Source organism: Actinoplanes sp. OR16 (assembly GCF_004001265.1).
Taxonomy (GTDB): domain Bacteria; phylum Actinomycetota; class Actinomycetes; order Mycobacteriales; family Micromonosporaceae; genus Actinoplanes.
Genome location: NZ_AP019371.1, coordinates 4,644,407 through 4,659,975 on the forward strand (window position 1 = coordinate 4,644,407; position 15,569 = coordinate 4,659,975).

At 69.2% G+C, this 15,569-nt stretch carries 15 protein-coding genes; 3 read left to right on the top strand and 12 right to left on the bottom strand.

Going from position 1 to position 15,569, the window contains the following annotated elements; all coding sequences use genetic code 11:
* Window positions 1-13: 13 nt before the first annotated feature.
* Both EP757_RS21395 and EP757_RS21400 read right to left on the bottom strand, forming a co-directional pair.
* Window positions 14-955: a class I SAM-dependent methyltransferase gene (locus EP757_RS21395; RefSeq protein ID WP_127548675.1), complete on the bottom strand. Its 942-nt coding sequence runs from the start codon at window positions 953-955 to the stop codon at window positions 14-16.
* Complete coding sequence (locus EP757_RS21400; RefSeq protein WP_127548677.1) at window positions 952-1,923, bottom strand: iron-containing redox enzyme family protein; 972 nt, start codon at window positions 1,921-1,923, stop codon at window positions 952-954. The genes EP757_RS21395 and EP757_RS21400 overlap by 4 nt, the downstream gene beginning before the upstream one ends.
* A 75-nt stretch (window positions 1,924-1,998) precedes the next feature.
* Between EP757_RS21400 and EP757_RS21405 the strand changes: the two genes are divergently transcribed.
* Entirely contained in the window at window positions 1,999-2,217 is a 219-nt protein-coding gene (locus EP757_RS21405; protein ID WP_127548679.1) for a CDGSH iron-sulfur domain-containing protein, read from the top strand.
* An 8-nt stretch (window positions 2,218-2,225) separates the two neighbouring features.
* On the opposite strand, the gene EP757_RS21410 is transcribed toward EP757_RS21405, so the two are convergent.
* The 5 genes from EP757_RS21410 to EP757_RS21430 are packed head-to-tail and all read right to left on the bottom strand — an operon-like array spanning window position 2,226 to window position 9,044.
* The gene (locus EP757_RS21410; RefSeq protein ID WP_127548681.1) at window positions 2,226-2,810 is read right to left on the bottom strand and encodes a pentapeptide repeat-containing protein; all 585 of its coding nucleotides are present in this window, start codon (window positions 2,808-2,810) and stop codon (window positions 2,226-2,228) included.
* 16 nt (window positions 2,811-2,826) lie between these two features.
* The gene (locus tag EP757_RS21415; RefSeq protein WP_127548683.1) at window positions 2,827-3,519 is read right to left on the bottom strand and encodes a MarC family protein; all 693 of its coding nucleotides are present in this window, start codon (window positions 3,517-3,519) and stop codon (window positions 2,827-2,829) included.
* Between the two features lies 1 nt (window position 3,520).
* Complete coding sequence (gene arcA / locus EP757_RS21420; RefSeq protein ID WP_127548685.1) at window positions 3,521-4,756, bottom strand: arginine deiminase; 1,236 nt, start codon at window positions 4,754-4,756, stop codon at window positions 3,521-3,523.
* Between the two features lie 14 nt (window positions 4,757-4,770).
* On the bottom strand, window positions 4,771-6,171 hold the full coding sequence (locus tag EP757_RS21425) for a basic amino acid/polyamine antiporter (protein WP_127548687.1): 1,401 nt from the start codon (window positions 6,169-6,171) through the stop codon (window positions 4,771-4,773).
* Between the two features lie 56 nt (window positions 6,172-6,227).
* Window positions 6,228-9,044, bottom strand: coding sequence for a GH92 family glycosyl hydrolase (locus tag EP757_RS21430; protein WP_127548689.1), 2,817 nt, complete (start codon window positions 9,042-9,044; stop codon window positions 6,228-6,230).
* 69 nt (window positions 9,045-9,113) lie between these two features.
* On the opposite strand from EP757_RS21430, the gene EP757_RS21435 reads away from it, so the two are divergent.
* Together EP757_RS21435 and EP757_RS42835 are read left to right on the top strand one after the other, a co-directional pair.
* The gene (locus EP757_RS21435; protein ID WP_127548691.1) at window positions 9,114-9,563 is read left to right on the top strand and encodes an ASCH domain-containing protein; all 450 of its coding nucleotides are present in this window, start codon (window positions 9,114-9,116) and stop codon (window positions 9,561-9,563) included.
* Window positions 9,564-9,658: 95 nt separating this feature from the next.
* Complete coding sequence (locus tag EP757_RS42835; protein WP_160165830.1) at window positions 9,659-10,315, top strand: hypothetical protein; 657 nt, start codon at window positions 9,659-9,661, stop codon at window positions 10,313-10,315.
* A gap of 92 nt (window positions 10,316-10,407) precedes the next feature.
* Here EP757_RS42835 and manD read toward each other — a convergent pair whose 3' ends face one another.
* From manD to EP757_RS21465, 5 genes are read right to left on the bottom strand one after another with little or no spacing between them, the layout of a single operon-like run.
* Window positions 10,408-11,616 carry a D-mannonate dehydratase ManD gene (gene manD, locus EP757_RS21445; RefSeq protein WP_127548693.1) on the bottom strand — a complete coding sequence of 403 codons (1,209 nt, stop codon included), beginning with the start codon at window positions 11,614-11,616 and terminating at the stop codon, window positions 10,408-10,410.
* Window positions 11,617-12,447: an ABC transporter permease gene (locus EP757_RS21450; RefSeq protein WP_127548695.1), complete on the bottom strand. Its 831-nt coding sequence runs from the start codon at window positions 12,445-12,447 to the stop codon at window positions 11,617-11,619.
* Window positions 12,444-13,331 (bottom strand): ABC transporter permease, encoded by an 888-nt coding sequence (locus EP757_RS21455; protein ID WP_127548696.1) that lies wholly within the window; start codon window positions 13,329-13,331, stop codon window positions 12,444-12,446. The genes EP757_RS21450 and EP757_RS21455 overlap by 4 nt, the downstream gene beginning before the upstream one ends.
* Window positions 13,328-14,374, bottom strand: coding sequence for an ABC transporter ATP-binding protein (locus EP757_RS21460; RefSeq protein WP_127548698.1), 1,047 nt, complete (start codon window positions 14,372-14,374; stop codon window positions 13,328-13,330). Before EP757_RS21460 ends, EP757_RS21455 begins: the two co-directional genes overlap by 4 nt.
* A complete protein-coding gene (locus tag EP757_RS21465) occupies window positions 14,371-15,567 on the bottom strand; it encodes an ABC transporter substrate-binding protein (protein WP_127548700.1) in 1,197 nt (398 codons plus the stop codon). Before EP757_RS21465 ends, EP757_RS21460 begins: the two co-directional genes overlap by 4 nt.
* Window positions 15,568-15,569: the final 2 nt, after the last annotated feature.

Genomic DNA, 15,569 nt, shown 5'->3' on the forward strand with positions numbered 1-15,569 from the left:
AGCCGGCGTGCGGTTATTGCTCCAGTATTACGGCCGGGCGTTGAGCGCGTGCGGTCAGGAGCACGACGGCGATCCGCTCGGCGTGTGCGTACGCGGGCCCGTCCAGCTCCTCACCGTAGACGTCCGGGTCCAGCTCACGGTATTCGACGGTCAGCCCGGAGCCGGCCAGACGCTCCGCGGCGGCCTCCTGGAACGGGTCCCGCCCGTCCACGATCCCGGTGCCGGTGAAGAGCACGAGCTCGCCCCCCGGAGTGAGCCGCCGCACCGCCTGATCGATGATCCGCAACGACAGCTCGTACCCGTGCTCGCCGCCGTCCCGGTACGCCCGCCCGGCCGGATCGATCATGAACGGCGGGTTGGTGAGGATCAGGTCGAAGTCGCCGTCCACGCCGCTGAGCAGGTCGCTGCGCACCGGACGGACGTTGCCGGCCCCGGCCAGCTCCGCGTTGAGAGCCGTGTAGCGCAGCGCCCGGTCGTTGATGTCGACGGCGAAGACCTCGGCGTCCGGCGCGCGTTTCGCCACCGCGATGGCGCCGGCGCCGGTGCCGCAGCCGATGTCGACGGCCCTTCTCAGGTGGTCCCGTCCGCGCTCGGCGGCCGTCGCCGCGGCGTTCGCCATCCGGTAGGTGTCCGGGCCGAAGAAGACCGAGTCCTCCGCGTCCGTCGGGAACGCCGAGTGCACGAACAGCTCGCCGTCATAGGTGGAGAAGCGGACCCGGCTGCGCCACCCGTCCTCGTCCCGGTCCAGCACGCCGGCCGCGTCCATCAGCTCGACGATCAGGGGCGGCAGCACGCCCGGGCCGAACGGCCTGCTCCAGCCGAAGACGCCGCGCAGGTCACGGGCGTGCGCGTTCTCCGGCCGGCGGTTCACGCGCTCATGCGTGGCCGGCGTGACGGTGGTGAAGCGATAGCCGGCCGCATGCAGCTCCTTGGCCAGCTGCAACAGCGCGCTCATGCGGCCAGAGCCATTCTCCCGGTACGAAGGTCCCAGCGTGCGAGCAGGTCCTCAGCCCAGAGAGCGTCCAGGGCGAGGGCGCATCGGGCGCCGAACAGCACGTCACCGGCCCGCTCCGGTTCGGCCCGGGCGAACGCCCCGGCCATGTCGTGCGCGGCGATCTGCTCGTGCACCGCGTCGGCCTCCACGTGCTCGTCGTAGAACGCCGTCGCGACCGGGTCGCCGCCGAGCCGGCGCAGCCCGTTGCCGTACGCCCGGTTCGGCTGGGTCGACGTCATCTCGTACGCCGCCAGGTGCCCGATGATCATGCCGCGGTTCCGGCGGTGCAGCCCGAAGAACGACATCAGGTTGTTGTTCGCCAGGGTGCGGGTGCCGGCCACGTCGACGTACGCGCCGTACGTGGTGTCCAGGTCGAACCAGCGCATCGTCTGCTTGAACAGCTCCTGGTGCATCTTCGGGGTCTGGCCGCCGCCGTATTCGTCCAGCTGGATCTCGATGAGCGCGGCCTTCGCGTCGCCACCCAGCCGGGGGATCGCCCAGGTGTGCGGGTCGGCCTCGCGCAGGTGATAGACCGAGCGCTGCGTCACGAACTCGCGGAACTGGTCGTACGTGGCCCGCCCGCGCAGGTACCCGGAGAGCGACGGCCCGCCGTCGGCGTCGGCCAGCTCCCGCAGCACCGCCGGAACCGTGGCCGGGTCGGCGGGCCCGGGCGCGCCCACCAGATCGTGCAGCTGCGCCTCGAACCGTTTCTCGGCGACGGCCCGCAGCCGTAGCACCTCCGGGTCCCACTCGAACGCGTCGTCCACGCCGTCCCAGCCGCGATAGGCCAGCTCGTAGCAGGTGAACAAGGTCAGGTGCAGGTCGTCGTCATCGTCCGGATCGGCATCGATGGCGATCGTGGTGCTCTCGCCGGTCAGGTAGGCGATCAGTGCGGCCGACACGGGACCGCGGGCGGACGGAAGTCTCATGGCCGACAGGCTTCCCCGGCTGGAGCGGCTCAAACGATCGGTTTCGGGCTGCCGTGGGCGGGCATTCCGGCAGGCGTGACCGCCTCCATCGTCCCTTACGAAGACGGGCCGCTGATCGTGCGCGGCGACTTCGAGCTGCGCACGCCCGACGGCGCCCCGATCGATCCCGGTCGCGGCACCGTCGCCCTGTGCCGCTGCGGCCGCTCGGCCATCAAGCCCTTCTGCGACGGCACCCACAAGGCGGCCCGCTTCAAGGCCGGCACCGGCCGCGACGCACCGGCCCCGCGCACCTGACCCGCCGCTCAGTCGCGGATCTGCAGGCCCAGGGCCATCGCGATCGTGGTGGCCTGGTCGGCGGTGATGACGGCGTTGCGGATCTCGGTCTCGGTGGGGTTGAGGGCTGACAGGTCGGAGCCGCGCAGGTCGCAGGCGGTGAGGTCGGCCGCTGTCAGGGTGGCGCCGGACAGGTCGCAGTCGCGGAGAGTGCCGTTGCGGATGCGGGCGCCGGTCAGATCGGCCTCGCGCATGCGGACGCCGGTGATGGTGGCGCTGCCCAGATCGGCGCGCAGGAGGCTGGTGAAGGACCAGTCGCCACCGTCGATCGTGGTGATGTCGAAGGTGCAGCGCTCGAAGTGGCTGCCGACCGTCTTGCAGTTCGTGAACACCGCGTCGAAGAAGTTGCAGTTCACGAACGTGCAGTTCAGGTACGCGACGTCGGCCTGCTGGGAGCAGTTGAACCGGGCGTCGCGGAACGTGCAGCCGTCGAACTCGATGCCCGCCAGGTCGGTCTCGCAGAGGTCGAGCCCGGAGAACTCGACCCCTTCGTGCCGGGGCTGCTTCCCCGCTCCTGCGTCCCAGTCCTGCGTGGTGATGATGACCGCTGCCATGCGCCCAATCTAGGCGCTAGAGACCTAGGCGAGCGGTCACCAGGTCGGTGAAGCCGTTCGCCAGCAGGATCACGGCGATGGCGGTGAGCAGGATGCCGGCCACCCGGTCGAGCATCGCGGCGGCCTGGGCGGAGATGCGGCGTTCCACATGACCGGAGAGGTACAACGTCACGCCGGTCACGATGCCGTAGGCCAGCGCCGCAAGGGTCAGCCACAGCCGCCCGGAGACGTCACCGGCGTCAGCGGACGCGGCCACCCCGAAGGCGAACGTCGTGCCGCCCACGGTGAGCGGGAACGTCAGAGGCGTGAACAGGACGTTCTTGGGGTTGGGCGGGGGCGCGGGCGGGGTGGCCTGCACCGGGTCCAGGGCCGGGTCGAAGGTGCCGGCGGCGGGCACCGGGACCGGATCGGGCACGGCTTCGGCGGTGGTCCCGCGCATCAGCGGGACCGAGGCCAGGATCAGCGCGATACCACCGGTGGCGGTGAGCGCCGCGGTGCTGATGCCGAGCAGTTCCAGCAGCGGCTCGCCGACCCAGACCGCGATGAGCACGAACCCGAACGCGTTCGCCGCCAGCCCGAGGGCCAGCCGCACCTGCTGGGCATGGCTGTACCCGCGGACGTACGGCAGATAGGAGGAGAGCGCGGCGACCGGACTGTAGAGGGCGAAGAGCGCCAGGAAGAAGACCAGCGCCTCGTATTTGAAGGACATCTCAGAAGTCGACGGGGTCGCGGCTGATCGGGCAGGTCATGCAGTGCCCGCCACCGCGGCCGCGGCCCAGTTCGGCGCCGACGATCGTGATGACCTCCACCCCGGCCCGCCGCAGCAGGGTGTTCGTCGTGGTGTTGCGGTCATAGGTGAAGACCACACCGGGCTCGACGGCCACCGCGTTGTTCCCGCTGTCCCACTGCTGGCGCTCCGAGGCGTACACATCTCCGCCTGTCTCGATCACCCGCAGAGCCTTGAGACCGAGTGATTCCGCCACGACCTCGGTGAATCCACGGTCGCCCTCGTCGACGACCTCGGGGCCGCGATCCCCCGGATAGAGCGAGAACGTGTGTACTCCGTCCATGATGTTCGGGTAGAGCGTGACGATGTCCCGGTCGGCGAACGTGAAGACGGTGTCCAGGTGCATCGCCGCCCGCAGTTTCGGCATGCCGGCCACCACGACCCGCTCGGCCGCGCCGGCCGCGAAGAGTGACTGCGCCACCTGCGTGATCGCCTGCCGGGAGGTCCGCTCGCTCATTCCGACGAGCACGACGCCGTTGCCGACCGGCATGACGTCGCCGCCCTCGAAGGTCGCGAGTCCCCAGTCCTGTTCCGGGTCGCCCCACCACACCGTGGCGCCGGAGAAGTCCGGGTGGAACTGGTAGATCGCCTTCATGAGCAGGGTCTCGTCGTGCCGGGCCGGCCAGTAGAGCGGGTTGAGCGTGACGCCGCCGTAGAGCCAGCACGTGGTGTCGCGGGTGTAGAGGGTGTTCGGCAGCGGCGGCATCAGGTACTCCCGGACGCCGGTCGCCTCCCGGGCCAGCGCGACGTAGCCGGGCCGGAAGTCGGCCGGCAGATCACTCGTCGCGAGTCCGCCGATCAGGAATTCGGCCAGCTCACGGGGCTTGAGCTCGTCGAGGAACGCGCGGGTGTCCTCGACCAGCCCGAGGCCCACCTCGTTCGCCACGATCTTGCGGTCCAGCAGCCAGGCCTTGGCCTCCGGGATCGCCACGGTCTCGGCCAGCAGGTCGTGCAGCTCCACCACCTCGACGCCCCGGCCGCGCAGCTTGTTGACGAAGTCCAGGTGGTCGCGCTGCGCGTTCTCCACCCACATGACGTCGTCGAAGAGCAGGTCGTCGGAGTTGGTCGGGGTGAGCCGGCGGTGGGCCAGGCCGGGGGAGCAGACCAGGACCTTGCGGAGCCGGCCGACCTCCGAGTACACGCCGAAGTTCGTGGACATGAATGGTGCCCCTCTCAGATGGAGATCCAGCCCGCGGCGAGCGCGGTGATGCCGGCGACGGCGCCGATCACGGAAACGGCGAGGATGACGAGTTCCCGGCCGGAGAAGAGCTGCCGGCCCTGCTCCCGGCGGGCCTTCACGAAGAGCAGCGTGGCCGGGGCGTAGACGATGAACGAGACGAGGATGAACTTCGGCCCGGCCGCGAAGAGCAGGAAGATCGTGTAGAGGACGGCCAGCGTCGCGACGACCTTCTCGCCGGCTTTGTCCGCGATGCGCAGCGCGTATCCGGCGGCAAGCAGGAACGGGATGAGACTCAGCGCGCTCGTCAGGTCCAGCGCGAAGTTGAAGGCGTCCTCGGAGAAGTACGTGATGATCAGGACGACCTGCACCAGGATGCTGGTGAGCAGCAGCGCCGGGAACGGCACGTCGCCGCGCCGGGTACGCCCGAGGAACCGCGGCATGTCGTCGTCCTTGGCCGCCACGTAGAGCACCTCGGCGGCCATCAGCGTCCACGCGAGGTACGCGCCGAGCACCGAGACGACCAGGCCGACGCTCACGAACGCCTTGCCCCAGGGCCCGACCGCCGCCTCCAGGACGCCGCCCATCGACGGCTGGCGCAGCTGCGCGATCTCGGCGGCGGGCAGAATCCCGTACGACACGATCGTCACCGAGGCGAAGACGGCGAACACACTGAGGAAACCGAGGATCGTGGCCCGGCCGACGTCCTGCCGCCGCTTCGCGTGCCGGGAGTAGACGCTCGCGCCCTCGACGCCGAGGAACACGAAGACGGTCACCAGCATCGTGCCCTTGACCTGCTCGAACAGTGAGCCGTAGCCGACGCCGCCGCGCAGGTTGCCGGCGAACACCGCCGGGTCGAGGGCGAAGAGGGCGAGCAGGACGAAGACCAGGATCGGTACGACCTTGGCGATCGTCACGACCCGGTTCAGCACCGCGGCGTCCTTCACGCCGCGTTGCACCAGGTAGAAGAAGAGCCAGATGCCGGCGGTCGAGCAGAGCACGGCGAGCAGCGTGTCGCCGTCACCGAACGCCGGGGCCACCGCGCCCAGCGTCGACATGATCAGGACCCAGTAGGTCACGTTGCCGACGCAGGCGCTGGCCCAGTACCCGAAGGCGGAGAAGAAGCCGAGATATTCGCCGAAACCCGCTTTGGCGTACGCGTAGACGCCGGCGTCCAGATCGGGTTTCCGCATCGCGAGGGTCTGGAAGACGAACGCCAGCATGAGCATGCCCGCACCGGCGATCAGCCACGCGATCAGCGCCCCGATGACGCCCGTCTCCTCGGCGAAGCGCCGGGGCAGCGAGAACACGCCGGCGCCGACCATGCCGCCGACGACCATCGAGGTCATCGTCAGCAGCGTCAGCTTCTGGGTGGTCGTGGTCTCGGTAGCCGTCACAGGGCTGGACGCTAGACATCGACGCCCAGCCCTGGTTCATCCCCGACGGGTGATTGTCAGGAAACAGCGACGTCGAACACGTGCATCACACCCCGGTCGGTGGACTCCGGGAGCACCACGGCATCGACGATCTTCGTCGGATCGAGGGCGGCCGGCGTGGTCGCGAAGATCCGGAAGGTGCCGCTTCCGCTCGTACCGCCGGCGTTGTTGCGACCGCCGAGGGTGACCATCGCGATGTTGCCGGAGGGCGCGGCCGCCGCCCAGTCGCCGAAGGTGACCGAGACGTCCTGGCTGGTGCCGTCGGTGTACTCCACGCGCGCGACACCCGTGGCCGGTCCGTTGGTGGCCAGGCCGAGGAACGACACGCTGGTCGCGGCGGCGTCCTGCAGATCGATGCGCTGGCCGTGCGGAATCCAGTTGTCCGGCTCGCCGGGAGCGGTATCCGGCCAGGTGAAGGCACCGATCTTCGCGCCCGGTGCCGCGCCGGCCTGAGCCAGTTGCGGGCGCGAGAGCGACCAGTCACTGAGGTCGAGGGAGCCGAGGCTGCCCTGACCGTCCGGCGTGGTCCCGATGTTGTTGCGCGCGTCGGCGCCGCCGGTCCAGGAACGCGGCGTGACCTTCCCCCAGTCACCCGGAGTGGCCGACACGGTCATGTCGAGAGTGCCGGTGGTCCGCGCCGGGATCCAGTTCGCCTGCTGCGTCCTGCCGTTGACCCGCAGGCCCGTCGTGTAGCGCTTGCCGGCGGCGACCCCGTGCGCCTTGATCTTCAGCTTGCCGATCGTGACGCGGTCGAACATCGGCGCGCTGACCAGCAGATCCCCGGTGCCGTAGATCGCCGGATAGAGGCCGATGTTGGCGAAGACGTACCAGGCGCTCAGCGAACCCTGATCGTCGTTGCCGGGCAGGCCGGACGGTGTCGTGTCGTACATCTCGGTGACGGCCCGGTAGAGCACGTCCGTCGTCTTCGCGGGCTGACCGAGCCAGTGATGGACCCAGGGCGTGCCGAACGCCGCCTGGTTCGACAGATAGTTCCCGGTCTTCGTGTAAGCCCCAGAATCAAGATCAGCCATGAGTACGTCGAGAGCGGCCGTGGCGGCGTCCGCCCCGCCACGCTTCGCGATGAGCGTCGCCATGTTGTGGGGCACCATCCACCCGTACTGATAGCCGGTGGATTGGTTGAACTGGCCCCGGCCGGCGCCGTCCTCGCGAACCCGCAGGTCGAACGAGCGGTCGAACCCGGTGCGCTCGCGCGGCCGGATGTGCCCGGTCACCGGGTCGAACACGTTCATCCAGCTCTGCGAGCGGGCCAGGAAGAAGTCCCGGTTCGCGGTGTCGCCGAGCCGTTCCGCCAGCTGCGAGATCGCGAAGTCGTCGACCGCGTACTCGAGGACGCGGGAGGTGGCGAAGTCGCCCTTCCGGTTCTCGATCATCCCGGTGGCGAAGTATTGGAACGCCTCGCTGCGGGTGGTGCGGGTGGCCGGCAGCCTCTGCGTCGCCACCATGCTCGCCAGCGCCGCCTCACGGTCGTAGCCGGTGGCGCCCATGTCATCGAGGGTCGCGAGGACGACCTGGTAGTTGTCGCCCTGCATGCGGGCCGTGCCGGGCGCCCAGGATCCGGTCTGCTGGACCATCGCCACGATCGACCGGCTCAGGTCCTGCGCCACGTCCGGGAACGTCAGCGCGATGAGCTGGGCCTGGCTGCGGTACATGTCCCAGCCGGAGCCGGCGAAGTTCAGGTTCTGGTAGAAGTGCTCGTTCCTGCCGATCGTGTGCAGCCGCTTGTCGTAGCCGAGGTACTCGCCGTTGACGTCGTCGCGGATGTTGGGGTGCAGGAACGAGTGGTAGAGGGCGGTGTAGAGCTTGATCCGCTGCTCGTCCGTGCCGCCCTTGACGTCGACCGTACCCAGGGCTTTCTCCCAGGCCCGTCTCGCGTCGCCGCGGATGTCCTCGATCGTCTTCTTCTTCGTCTCGCGATCACGGTTCGCGGCGGCGTTCGCGACGCTCACATAGCTGAAGCCGGTCTTCGCGGTGACCGCCACGCCGTCGGCGAACGTCACCCAGGCGCCGGTGTCGTGCCGGTAGTCGACGCTCGTGTCGGTCCCGGCCTTGACGGCGTGCGTGCTGCCGGGGGTCAGGTCGGCGTCGTTCCACGTGCCGTAACCGGTGAACGGCTGGTCGTAGGTCGTGGAGAAGTACGCCTTGTAGGTGTTCCCCACGTCGCAGACGTCGGCGCCGAACATCCAGCCGCTGACGGTCCGGGTCGCGGGGTCGATCGTGACCTCGCTGCCGAAGGTGCGGTTGTTGGGGCCGCTGACGTCGACGATCAGGGTGGACTTCGCGGCGAAGTCGTATCTCGCGACGGCCGTGCGGGTGGTCGCCGTGAGCTCGGTCGTGATGCCGTTGTCGGTCGTGACCCGGTAGTACCCGGGCTCGGCCACCTCGTTCGCGTGGTCGAAACCCAGGTAGTAGCCCTTGATGTCGGCGGACGGGTTCACCGGCAGGGTGTCGCCTGCGTACGGGATCGTCGGGAACTCGTATCCGCCGTACCGCCCGGTGCAACCCGTCCCCGAGTACCGGGTCATCCCGAAGCCGCGGATCAGGTTCGCGGTGTACTCGTAACCGCCCTTCTCGCCGACCAGCGCGTTGCCGGGCTTGTAGGTGGTCGGGCTGGGCTGCACCATGCCGAACGGGAGCGCGGCGCCGGGGAACGTGTTGCCGTACGCGTCGTTGCTCTTGTTCTGGGTGGTGTCGAACTCGGTGCCGATGAACTGGTCGACGGCGTCGAACGGGTCGAGCTCCGCGGGTGCGGCGGAAGCGGGGCTGGGTGACAGCAGCACGGCCAAGCCGGCGGCCAGCCAGTGACGTAGGGGCATCGCTCCATGCTGGACCCGCCACCCGACGCCGAGTTGTCCTGAATCCGTCATCTAGATCAACATGGTGTTGTGTCCCCACTCGATATGACCGCTGCCGCTTCGTTCTGGCAGGCGTCCGGCCTGACCGGCGAGTACACCGTCGAGCGCTTCGGCGACAGCGCCCCGCTCGCCGACGCCCTGCTGGAACTCGTGCTCTCCGGCCACAAGCGGGCCACGGCGTCGCTGGTGCGGCAGTTCGGCGCTTCGCCCCTGCCCCGGATCGGCGTCCACTGGATCGTCTGCGACGGCGCCGGGCAGCCGCGGGTCGTGCTGCGCACGGTGTCGCTGCGCCTGGGCCCGTTCCTCAGCGTCACCGCGGACTTCGCGCACGCCGAGGGCGAGAACGACCGCACCCGCGACGGGTGGCTGGCCGCCCACCGAGCCTATTTCACCCGGGTCTGCGGCGGCGCGTTCGACGAGGAGACCGAGGAGGTCCTCTTCGAGCGTTTCGAGGTCGCCTACCGACCTGAGCAGGCCTGACGCCGGCCAGTGCTCCGAACGCCTCGGCGATCGAGCCCGGCTCCGCCTCCTGCAGGCCGCCCATACCCAGATCTTGGGTGACTCCGCACCCCAGAGTGTCGAAGATCGCCCAAGATCCGGCCGGTGGTGCGGTGGTGCGGTGGTGCGGTGGTGCGGTGGTGCGGTGGTGCGGTGGTGCAGTGGTGCGGTGGTGTGGTGGCGTGGTGGCGTGGTGGTGCGCCGGCCCGGTGGTGCGGTGGTGCGGTGGCGTGGTGGTGCGGTGGCGTGGTGGTGCGGTGGCGTGGTGGTGCGGTGGCGTGGTGGTGCGGTGGCGTGGTGGTGCGGTGGCGTGGTGGTGCGGTGGCGTGGTGGTGCGGTGGCGTGGTGGTGCGGTGGCGTGGTGGCGTGGTGGTGCGCCGGCCCGGCGGCCCAGTGGTGCGCCTGGTGCGGTGGTGCGCCTGGTGCGCCTGGTGCGCCTGGTGCGGTGGTGCGGTGGCCCGGCGGCCCGGCGGCCCGGCGGCCCAGTGGTGCGGTGGTGTGGTGGTGCGGTGGCGTGGTGGCCCGGCGGCCCAGTGGTGCGGTGGCGTGGTGGCGTGGTGGCCCGGTGGTGCAGTGGCGTGGTGGCGTGGTGGCCCGGTGGCTGTGGATGGTGGGCGGTGGGCGCACGCGCCAGGCCGTTGCGTGCGGTCAGCGCCCTCATGGCGGCGGTGAGCGCACGCGCGGAAGCGGTGTGTGCGCTCACCGCCCCGGTTGATCGGGTGGTCGTGCGGTGACCGCCCCTTGATGCGGCTGCCTCCGGTGCAGGGCCCGCCGATGGCGCTGATCAGCGCCATCGCGAGGGGGTGGACCGCAGTTCGGGTGAGGCTTACCAGCTGTGCATCGTTCCGTCGTGGAGGCGGTTGACCGGCAGGGACGCCGGGCGGTAGGGGTAGTCGGCCGCCAGTTCCTCGTCGATGTCGACGCCGAGGCCGGGGGTTTCGGAGGGGTGCAGGTAGCCGTCGGCGAAGTGGTAGCCGTGCGGGAACACCGCGTCGGTCTCTCGCGTGTGGCGCATGTACTCCTGCAGGCCGAAGTTCGGGATCGCGATGTCCAGGTGCAGGGCCGCCGCCATGCAGATCGGGGACAGGTCGGTGGCGCCGTGCGAGCCGCTGCGGACGTGGTGGAGGGCGGCCAGGTCGAAGATCCGGCGCAGGTGGGTGATGCCGCCGGCGTGCACGACGGTGGCGCGGATGTAGTCGATGAGCTGCGCGGTGATCAGCTCCTGGCAGTCCCAGATGGAGTTGAACACCTCGCCGACCGCGATCGGCGTCGTCGTGTGCTGCCGGATCAGGCGGAAACCCTCCTGCAGCTCGGCCGGGACCGGGTCCTCCATCCAGGTCAGCGCATAGGGTTCCAGGGACTTGCCGAGCCGGGCCGCCTCGAGCGGGGTCAGCCGGTGGTGGACGTCGTGGAGGAGGCGCAGATGAGGGCCGAACTCGTTGCGCACCTCGGCGAAGACCTTCGGCACGTGGTCCAGGTAGTGCTCGGTGGACCAGACGTTCTCGGTGGGCAGTGCCGCGTCGGCCGGCTCGTAGAACATCTTGTCGCCGCCGACGCCGTAGGTCGACTCCAGCCCGGGGATGCCGGTCTGCACGCGAACAGCCCGATAACCCAACCCAACATATCCGGAAATTTCCGATAAAACGGACTCGACATCCTCGGCGTTCGCATGACCATAAACGGTCACACCCTCACGCGACCGACCACCCAGCAATTGATACACGGGCAACCCGGCGGCCTTTCCCTTGATATCCCACAATGCCGTGTCGACGGCCGCTATCGCCGTCATCGTGACCGGCCCGCGACGCCAATAGGCGCCCTTGTAGAGGAACTGCCAGGTGTCCTCGATCCGGGAGGCGTCCCGTCCGATGAGCGTGGGCACGACGTGCTCGGTCAGATAGGCGGCGACGGCCAGCTCCCGGCCGTTGAGCGTGGCGTCGCCGACCCCGTGCACACCCTCGTCCGTGACGATCTTCAGCGTCACGAAGTTGCGCCCCGGGCAGGTGACGATGACGCGGGCGTCGACGATTCTCACTTAGGGATCCTCCTTGACCCGTGCGACCAACTGGGTGGGGTTGACGAAACGCAGGGCGACGACCAGCAGCGTCAGCATCATGAGGCAGTAGATGACGGCCATCGCATCGACCGATTGCTGAGCGCGGATGCCCGCGGCCGACATCGAGTAGAAGAGCGCGACGACGAGCGTCTGCGAATCCGGGCCGGCGGTCAGGAACGTCAGCTCGAACATGCCGACGGTGCGGACCACCACGAGGATGCAGGAGGCGAGGATGCCCGGGATGAGCAGCGGCGCGAGGATGCGGAGGAAGACATGCCGGGTACGCGCGCCGCACATCCTCGCGGCCCGCTCGACGGCAGGATCGATCTGCTCGATGAACGGGGTCATCGTCAGGATCACGAACGGGATCGACGGCACGAGGTTCGCCAGGACGACGCCGGACAGGTGACCCGCCAGCCCGTACTTGTAGAGGACGGTGGCGAGCGGGATGCCGTACGTGATCGGCGGCATCAGGATCGGGAGCAGGAACAGCAGGTAGAGCAGCCGGCTGCCGGGGAAGGCACGGCGGGCCAGCACGTAGGCCGCGGGGACGCCGACCAGCACCGAGATCCCGGCGACCAGCAGGCAGACGATCAGCGTGACGGTCAGGACCGGGAGCAGCGTGAACTCGTCCCAGGCCTGGCCGTACCACTGGGTCGTCCAGGCTTCGGGCAGCCACGAGTCGAACCAGCGCACCCCGAACGAGTTGACCACGACCGAGCCGATCACGCCGGCCAGCCCGATGAAGAAGATGATCACCGCGCCCCAGACCAGCCAGGCCGCGGGGGAGGCGACGATGGAGCGTCTCATCCTTTTCCTCCCGCTGTCGATCCGGTGTAGAGGAACCCGCGCAGGCCCAGGACCACGGCGATCACGGCCAGTTCGACGGCGCCCATGACGATCGCGGCTGCCGACGCGCCGGCGTAGTCGTACCGGACGTAGGCCGCCTCGTAGGCGGCGATCGAGATGACCCGGGTGCTGCCGGACGGGTCGCCGACCAGGATGGCCGACGGGAAGACGCTGAAGGCCAGCACGAACGTGAGGCAGAACGTGGTCGCCAGCCCGGGCGCGAGCAGCGGCAGGGTGATGCGGAGGAACCGCTGCCGCCATCCCGCCCCGAGCGTCGCGGCGGCGCGTTCCAGGCTCGGATCGATGCCGGACAGGTAGGAGAGGACGAGCAGGAACGCGAACGGGAAACCGGTGATGACCAGCGAGAGGAACACGCCCCAGTAGTTGTTCGTGAGCCGCACCGGCGCGTCCGTCAGCCCGCTCGTCATGAGGAAGCGGTTGAGCCAGCCGGCCGGTCCGAGGAAGTTGAGCAGCCCTTCGGCGGTCAGCACCGTACCCAGCGTGATCGGCACGACCAGGATCGTGGTGAGCACCCGTTTTCCCCGGAAACGGCCCCTCATCCGGTACGCCACGGGCACCGAGGCGGCGACGTTCAGCAGAGCGGCGGGGAGCGCGATGAGCAGGGTGGTGGCGATGGTGTCCCGCTGGTAGGCATCGGTGAAGAAGGCCCGGTACGCGCCGAGCACCCCACCCTCGGCAGGTTGCAGCGAGACGGCGATCCCGTAGGCGAACGGGTAGATGAAGAGCGCCACCACGAAGACCGTGGCCGGCACGAGCAGCAGCATCTGCCGGTCCACGCCGCGTTCGGCGAGCCGGTGCCGGAACGCGACCGTCGCGGTGGTCACGCCGTCTCCATTCCGAAGATCAGCAGCCGGTCGGCGGGGAAGCCGACCTTCAGGGGATCGCCCACCGCGAGCCGCCGCCCGGTCCGCAGATGCAACACCAGGCCGTCCGCGGTGCGTACCTCCGCGGTGAACTCCCGGCCCTGGTATTCCACGACATCGACGGTCGCCTCCAGATCACCGTCGAGGCTGATGTCCTCGGGACGGATCGCGGCGACGGCCGGATCGCCGTCGCCCAGCCGGACGACGGGCGTGCCTTTCACCCGTACGTCCGGAGAATGCTGGAAAGCGAAAGCGCCGCCGAAAGCCCGGCCATGCAGGAGATTGCGATAGCCCATGAAATCGGCGACGTGCCGATTCGCGGGACGGGTGTGCACCTCCTCCGGCGTGCCGATCTGCTGGACGCGCCCGTCGCGCAGCACCACCAGGCGATCAGAGAGCGACAGCGCCTCCTCCTGATCGTGTGTGACGTAGACGGTGGTCAGTCCGAGCGACTGGTGCAGCCGGCGGATCTCGGTGCGCATCTCCAGGCGCAGCTTGGCGTCCAGGTTGGAGAGCGGCTCGTCCATCAGCACGAGCGACGGCTCGATCACGACGGCCCGGGCGATCGCGACGCGCTGCTGCTGACCGCCGGAGAGCTGGCCGGGCAGCTTCGTCGCATGCTCCTCGAGATGCACGAGCCGGATCGCCTCGGTGGTCCTTCGCCGTGCCTCGGCGCGGGCCACGCCGTGCATCTGCAGACCGAAAGAGACATTCTTCTGTACGGACATGTGCGGGAAGAGGGCGTAGTTCTGGAAGACCATGCCGAACCCGCGTCGTTCGGGCGGGAGGGTGTCCAGCCTCGTGTCGTCGCGCCAGATGCTGCCGCCGGTGAGGGGCAGCAGACCGGCCAGGCAGTTCAGCGCCGTCGACTTGCCGCATCCGGAGGGGCCCAGCAGGGCGATGAACTCGCCCCGCCGGATCTCCAGACTCAGGTCGCTCAGCGCGTCGGCGTCACCGAACCGCCGGGTCACGCCGTCGAGGCGGAGCAGCTCGAAACCGCTCACTTCTTCACCTTCGCGCCGCCGACCTCGCGATCCCATCTGTCGAACGCGGCGACCAGCGCCTTCGCGTCGAGCGGCACTTCGAGCGGGTTGTTCAGGATGAGATCGGTGTACTCGGGCCGCCCGTACTCGAAGATCGCCTGCTGGCTCTCCTGCGGCGCCATCGTCAGCGGCACGTCCTTGATCGCCGGTCCGGGGTAGAAGTAGCCCTTGTCGTACGCCTTCGCCTGCTGCTCGGGTGTGAGCATCCACTGCAGCAGGGACAGCACCGCCGCTTGCTTGTCGGTCGAGACGCCTTTCGGTACGACGGCGTAATGCGCGTCGGTGACCCAGTGGAAGCCGTCCAGCGTGCCGATCTTCGCCTCTTTCGGAACCGTCCCCAGCACCCGCGGGTTGATGTCCCAGCCGGTCGTGGTGAGGATGATCTTGGCGGATCCGTTCGCCAGGTTCTTCATCGTCTCGCTGGTGCTCGACGGGTAGAGCGTGATCTGCGCGTCCAGGTCCTTGAGGAACTGCCAGGTCTTCGACCAGCCGTTCTCCGGGTCCTTCGGGTCGCTGTCGCCGAGCAGGTAGGGCAGGCCCATCAGGAAGGTGCGCCCGGGGCCGGAGTTGGACGGGCGGGCGTACTGGACCGCGCCCGGGTTCGCCTTCGCGTAGTCGAGCAGTTCCTGCGCGGTCTTCGGCGGGTTCGGCACGTTCTTCGGCAGGTACTCGATCAGCGGCCCGGACGGGTAGTAGGTGACGGTGACGCCGTTGTCGCCGGCGAGCTTCTGCATCGCGGCGGCGCCCGGCAGGTAGGCGGCCATGCCGGTGAGCCGGTCGGCGTGGCTGGACACCAGCGGCAGCCACAGTCCCTGGTCGATGCCGCCGGCCAGGCCGTCGACACCGGTCAGGACCAGGTCGATGTCGACGCGGCCGGCGTCCTGCTGCGCCTTGATCTTGCCGACCAGCTCGGGGGCGGTGGCCTTGGTATAGGTGACCTTCTCGATGACGTCGCTGTTCTTCGCCACGAAGTCGTCGATCATGCCCTGGGTGAGCTGGAGGTTGCCGGCGACGTCCAGGACGTTGAGGGTGACCGGCTTGGAGGGCTTGTCCGGTACGGGCCCGTCGGTGCTGGTGGTGCCGCTGTTGCTCTCCGGCGGGCTGCACGCCGCGAGGGCGAGCGCGAGGACGGCGATGCCTATCTTCCCTTTCATGA

What these genes read in the sequence shown, in the direction of transcription:
- EP757_RS21395 (WP_127548675.1), bottom strand. Translation starts at nt 955, where the DNA reads ATGAGCGCGCTGTTGCAGCTGGCCAAGGAGCTGCATGCGGCCGGCTAT.
- EP757_RS21400 (WP_127548677.1), bottom strand. Translation starts at nt 1,923, where the DNA reads ATGAGACTTCCGTCCGCCCGCGGTCCCGTGTCGGCCGCACTGATCGCC.
- EP757_RS21410 (WP_127548681.1), bottom strand. Translation starts at nt 2,810, where the DNA reads ATGGCAGCGGTCATCATCACCACGCAGGACTGGGACGCAGGAGCGGGG.
- EP757_RS21415 (WP_127548683.1), bottom strand. Translation starts at nt 3,519, where the DNA reads ATGTCCTTCAAATACGAGGCGCTGGTCTTCTTCCTGGCGCTCTTCGCC.
- arcA (WP_127548685.1), bottom strand. Translation starts at nt 4,756, where the DNA reads ATGTCCACGAACTTCGGCGTGTACTCGGAGGTCGGCCGGCTCCGCAAG.
- EP757_RS21430 (WP_127548689.1), bottom strand. Translation starts at nt 9,044, where the DNA reads ATGCCCCTACGTCACTGGCTGGCCGCCGGCTTGGCCGTGCTGCTGTCA.
- EP757_RS21450 (WP_127548695.1), bottom strand. Translation starts at nt 12,447, where the DNA reads ATGAGACGCTCCATCGTCGCCTCCCCCGCGGCCTGGCTGGTCTGGGGC.
- EP757_RS21465 (WP_127548700.1), bottom strand. Translation starts at nt 15,567, where the DNA reads ATGAAAGGGAAGATAGGCATCGCCGTCCTCGCGCTCGCCCTCGCGGCG.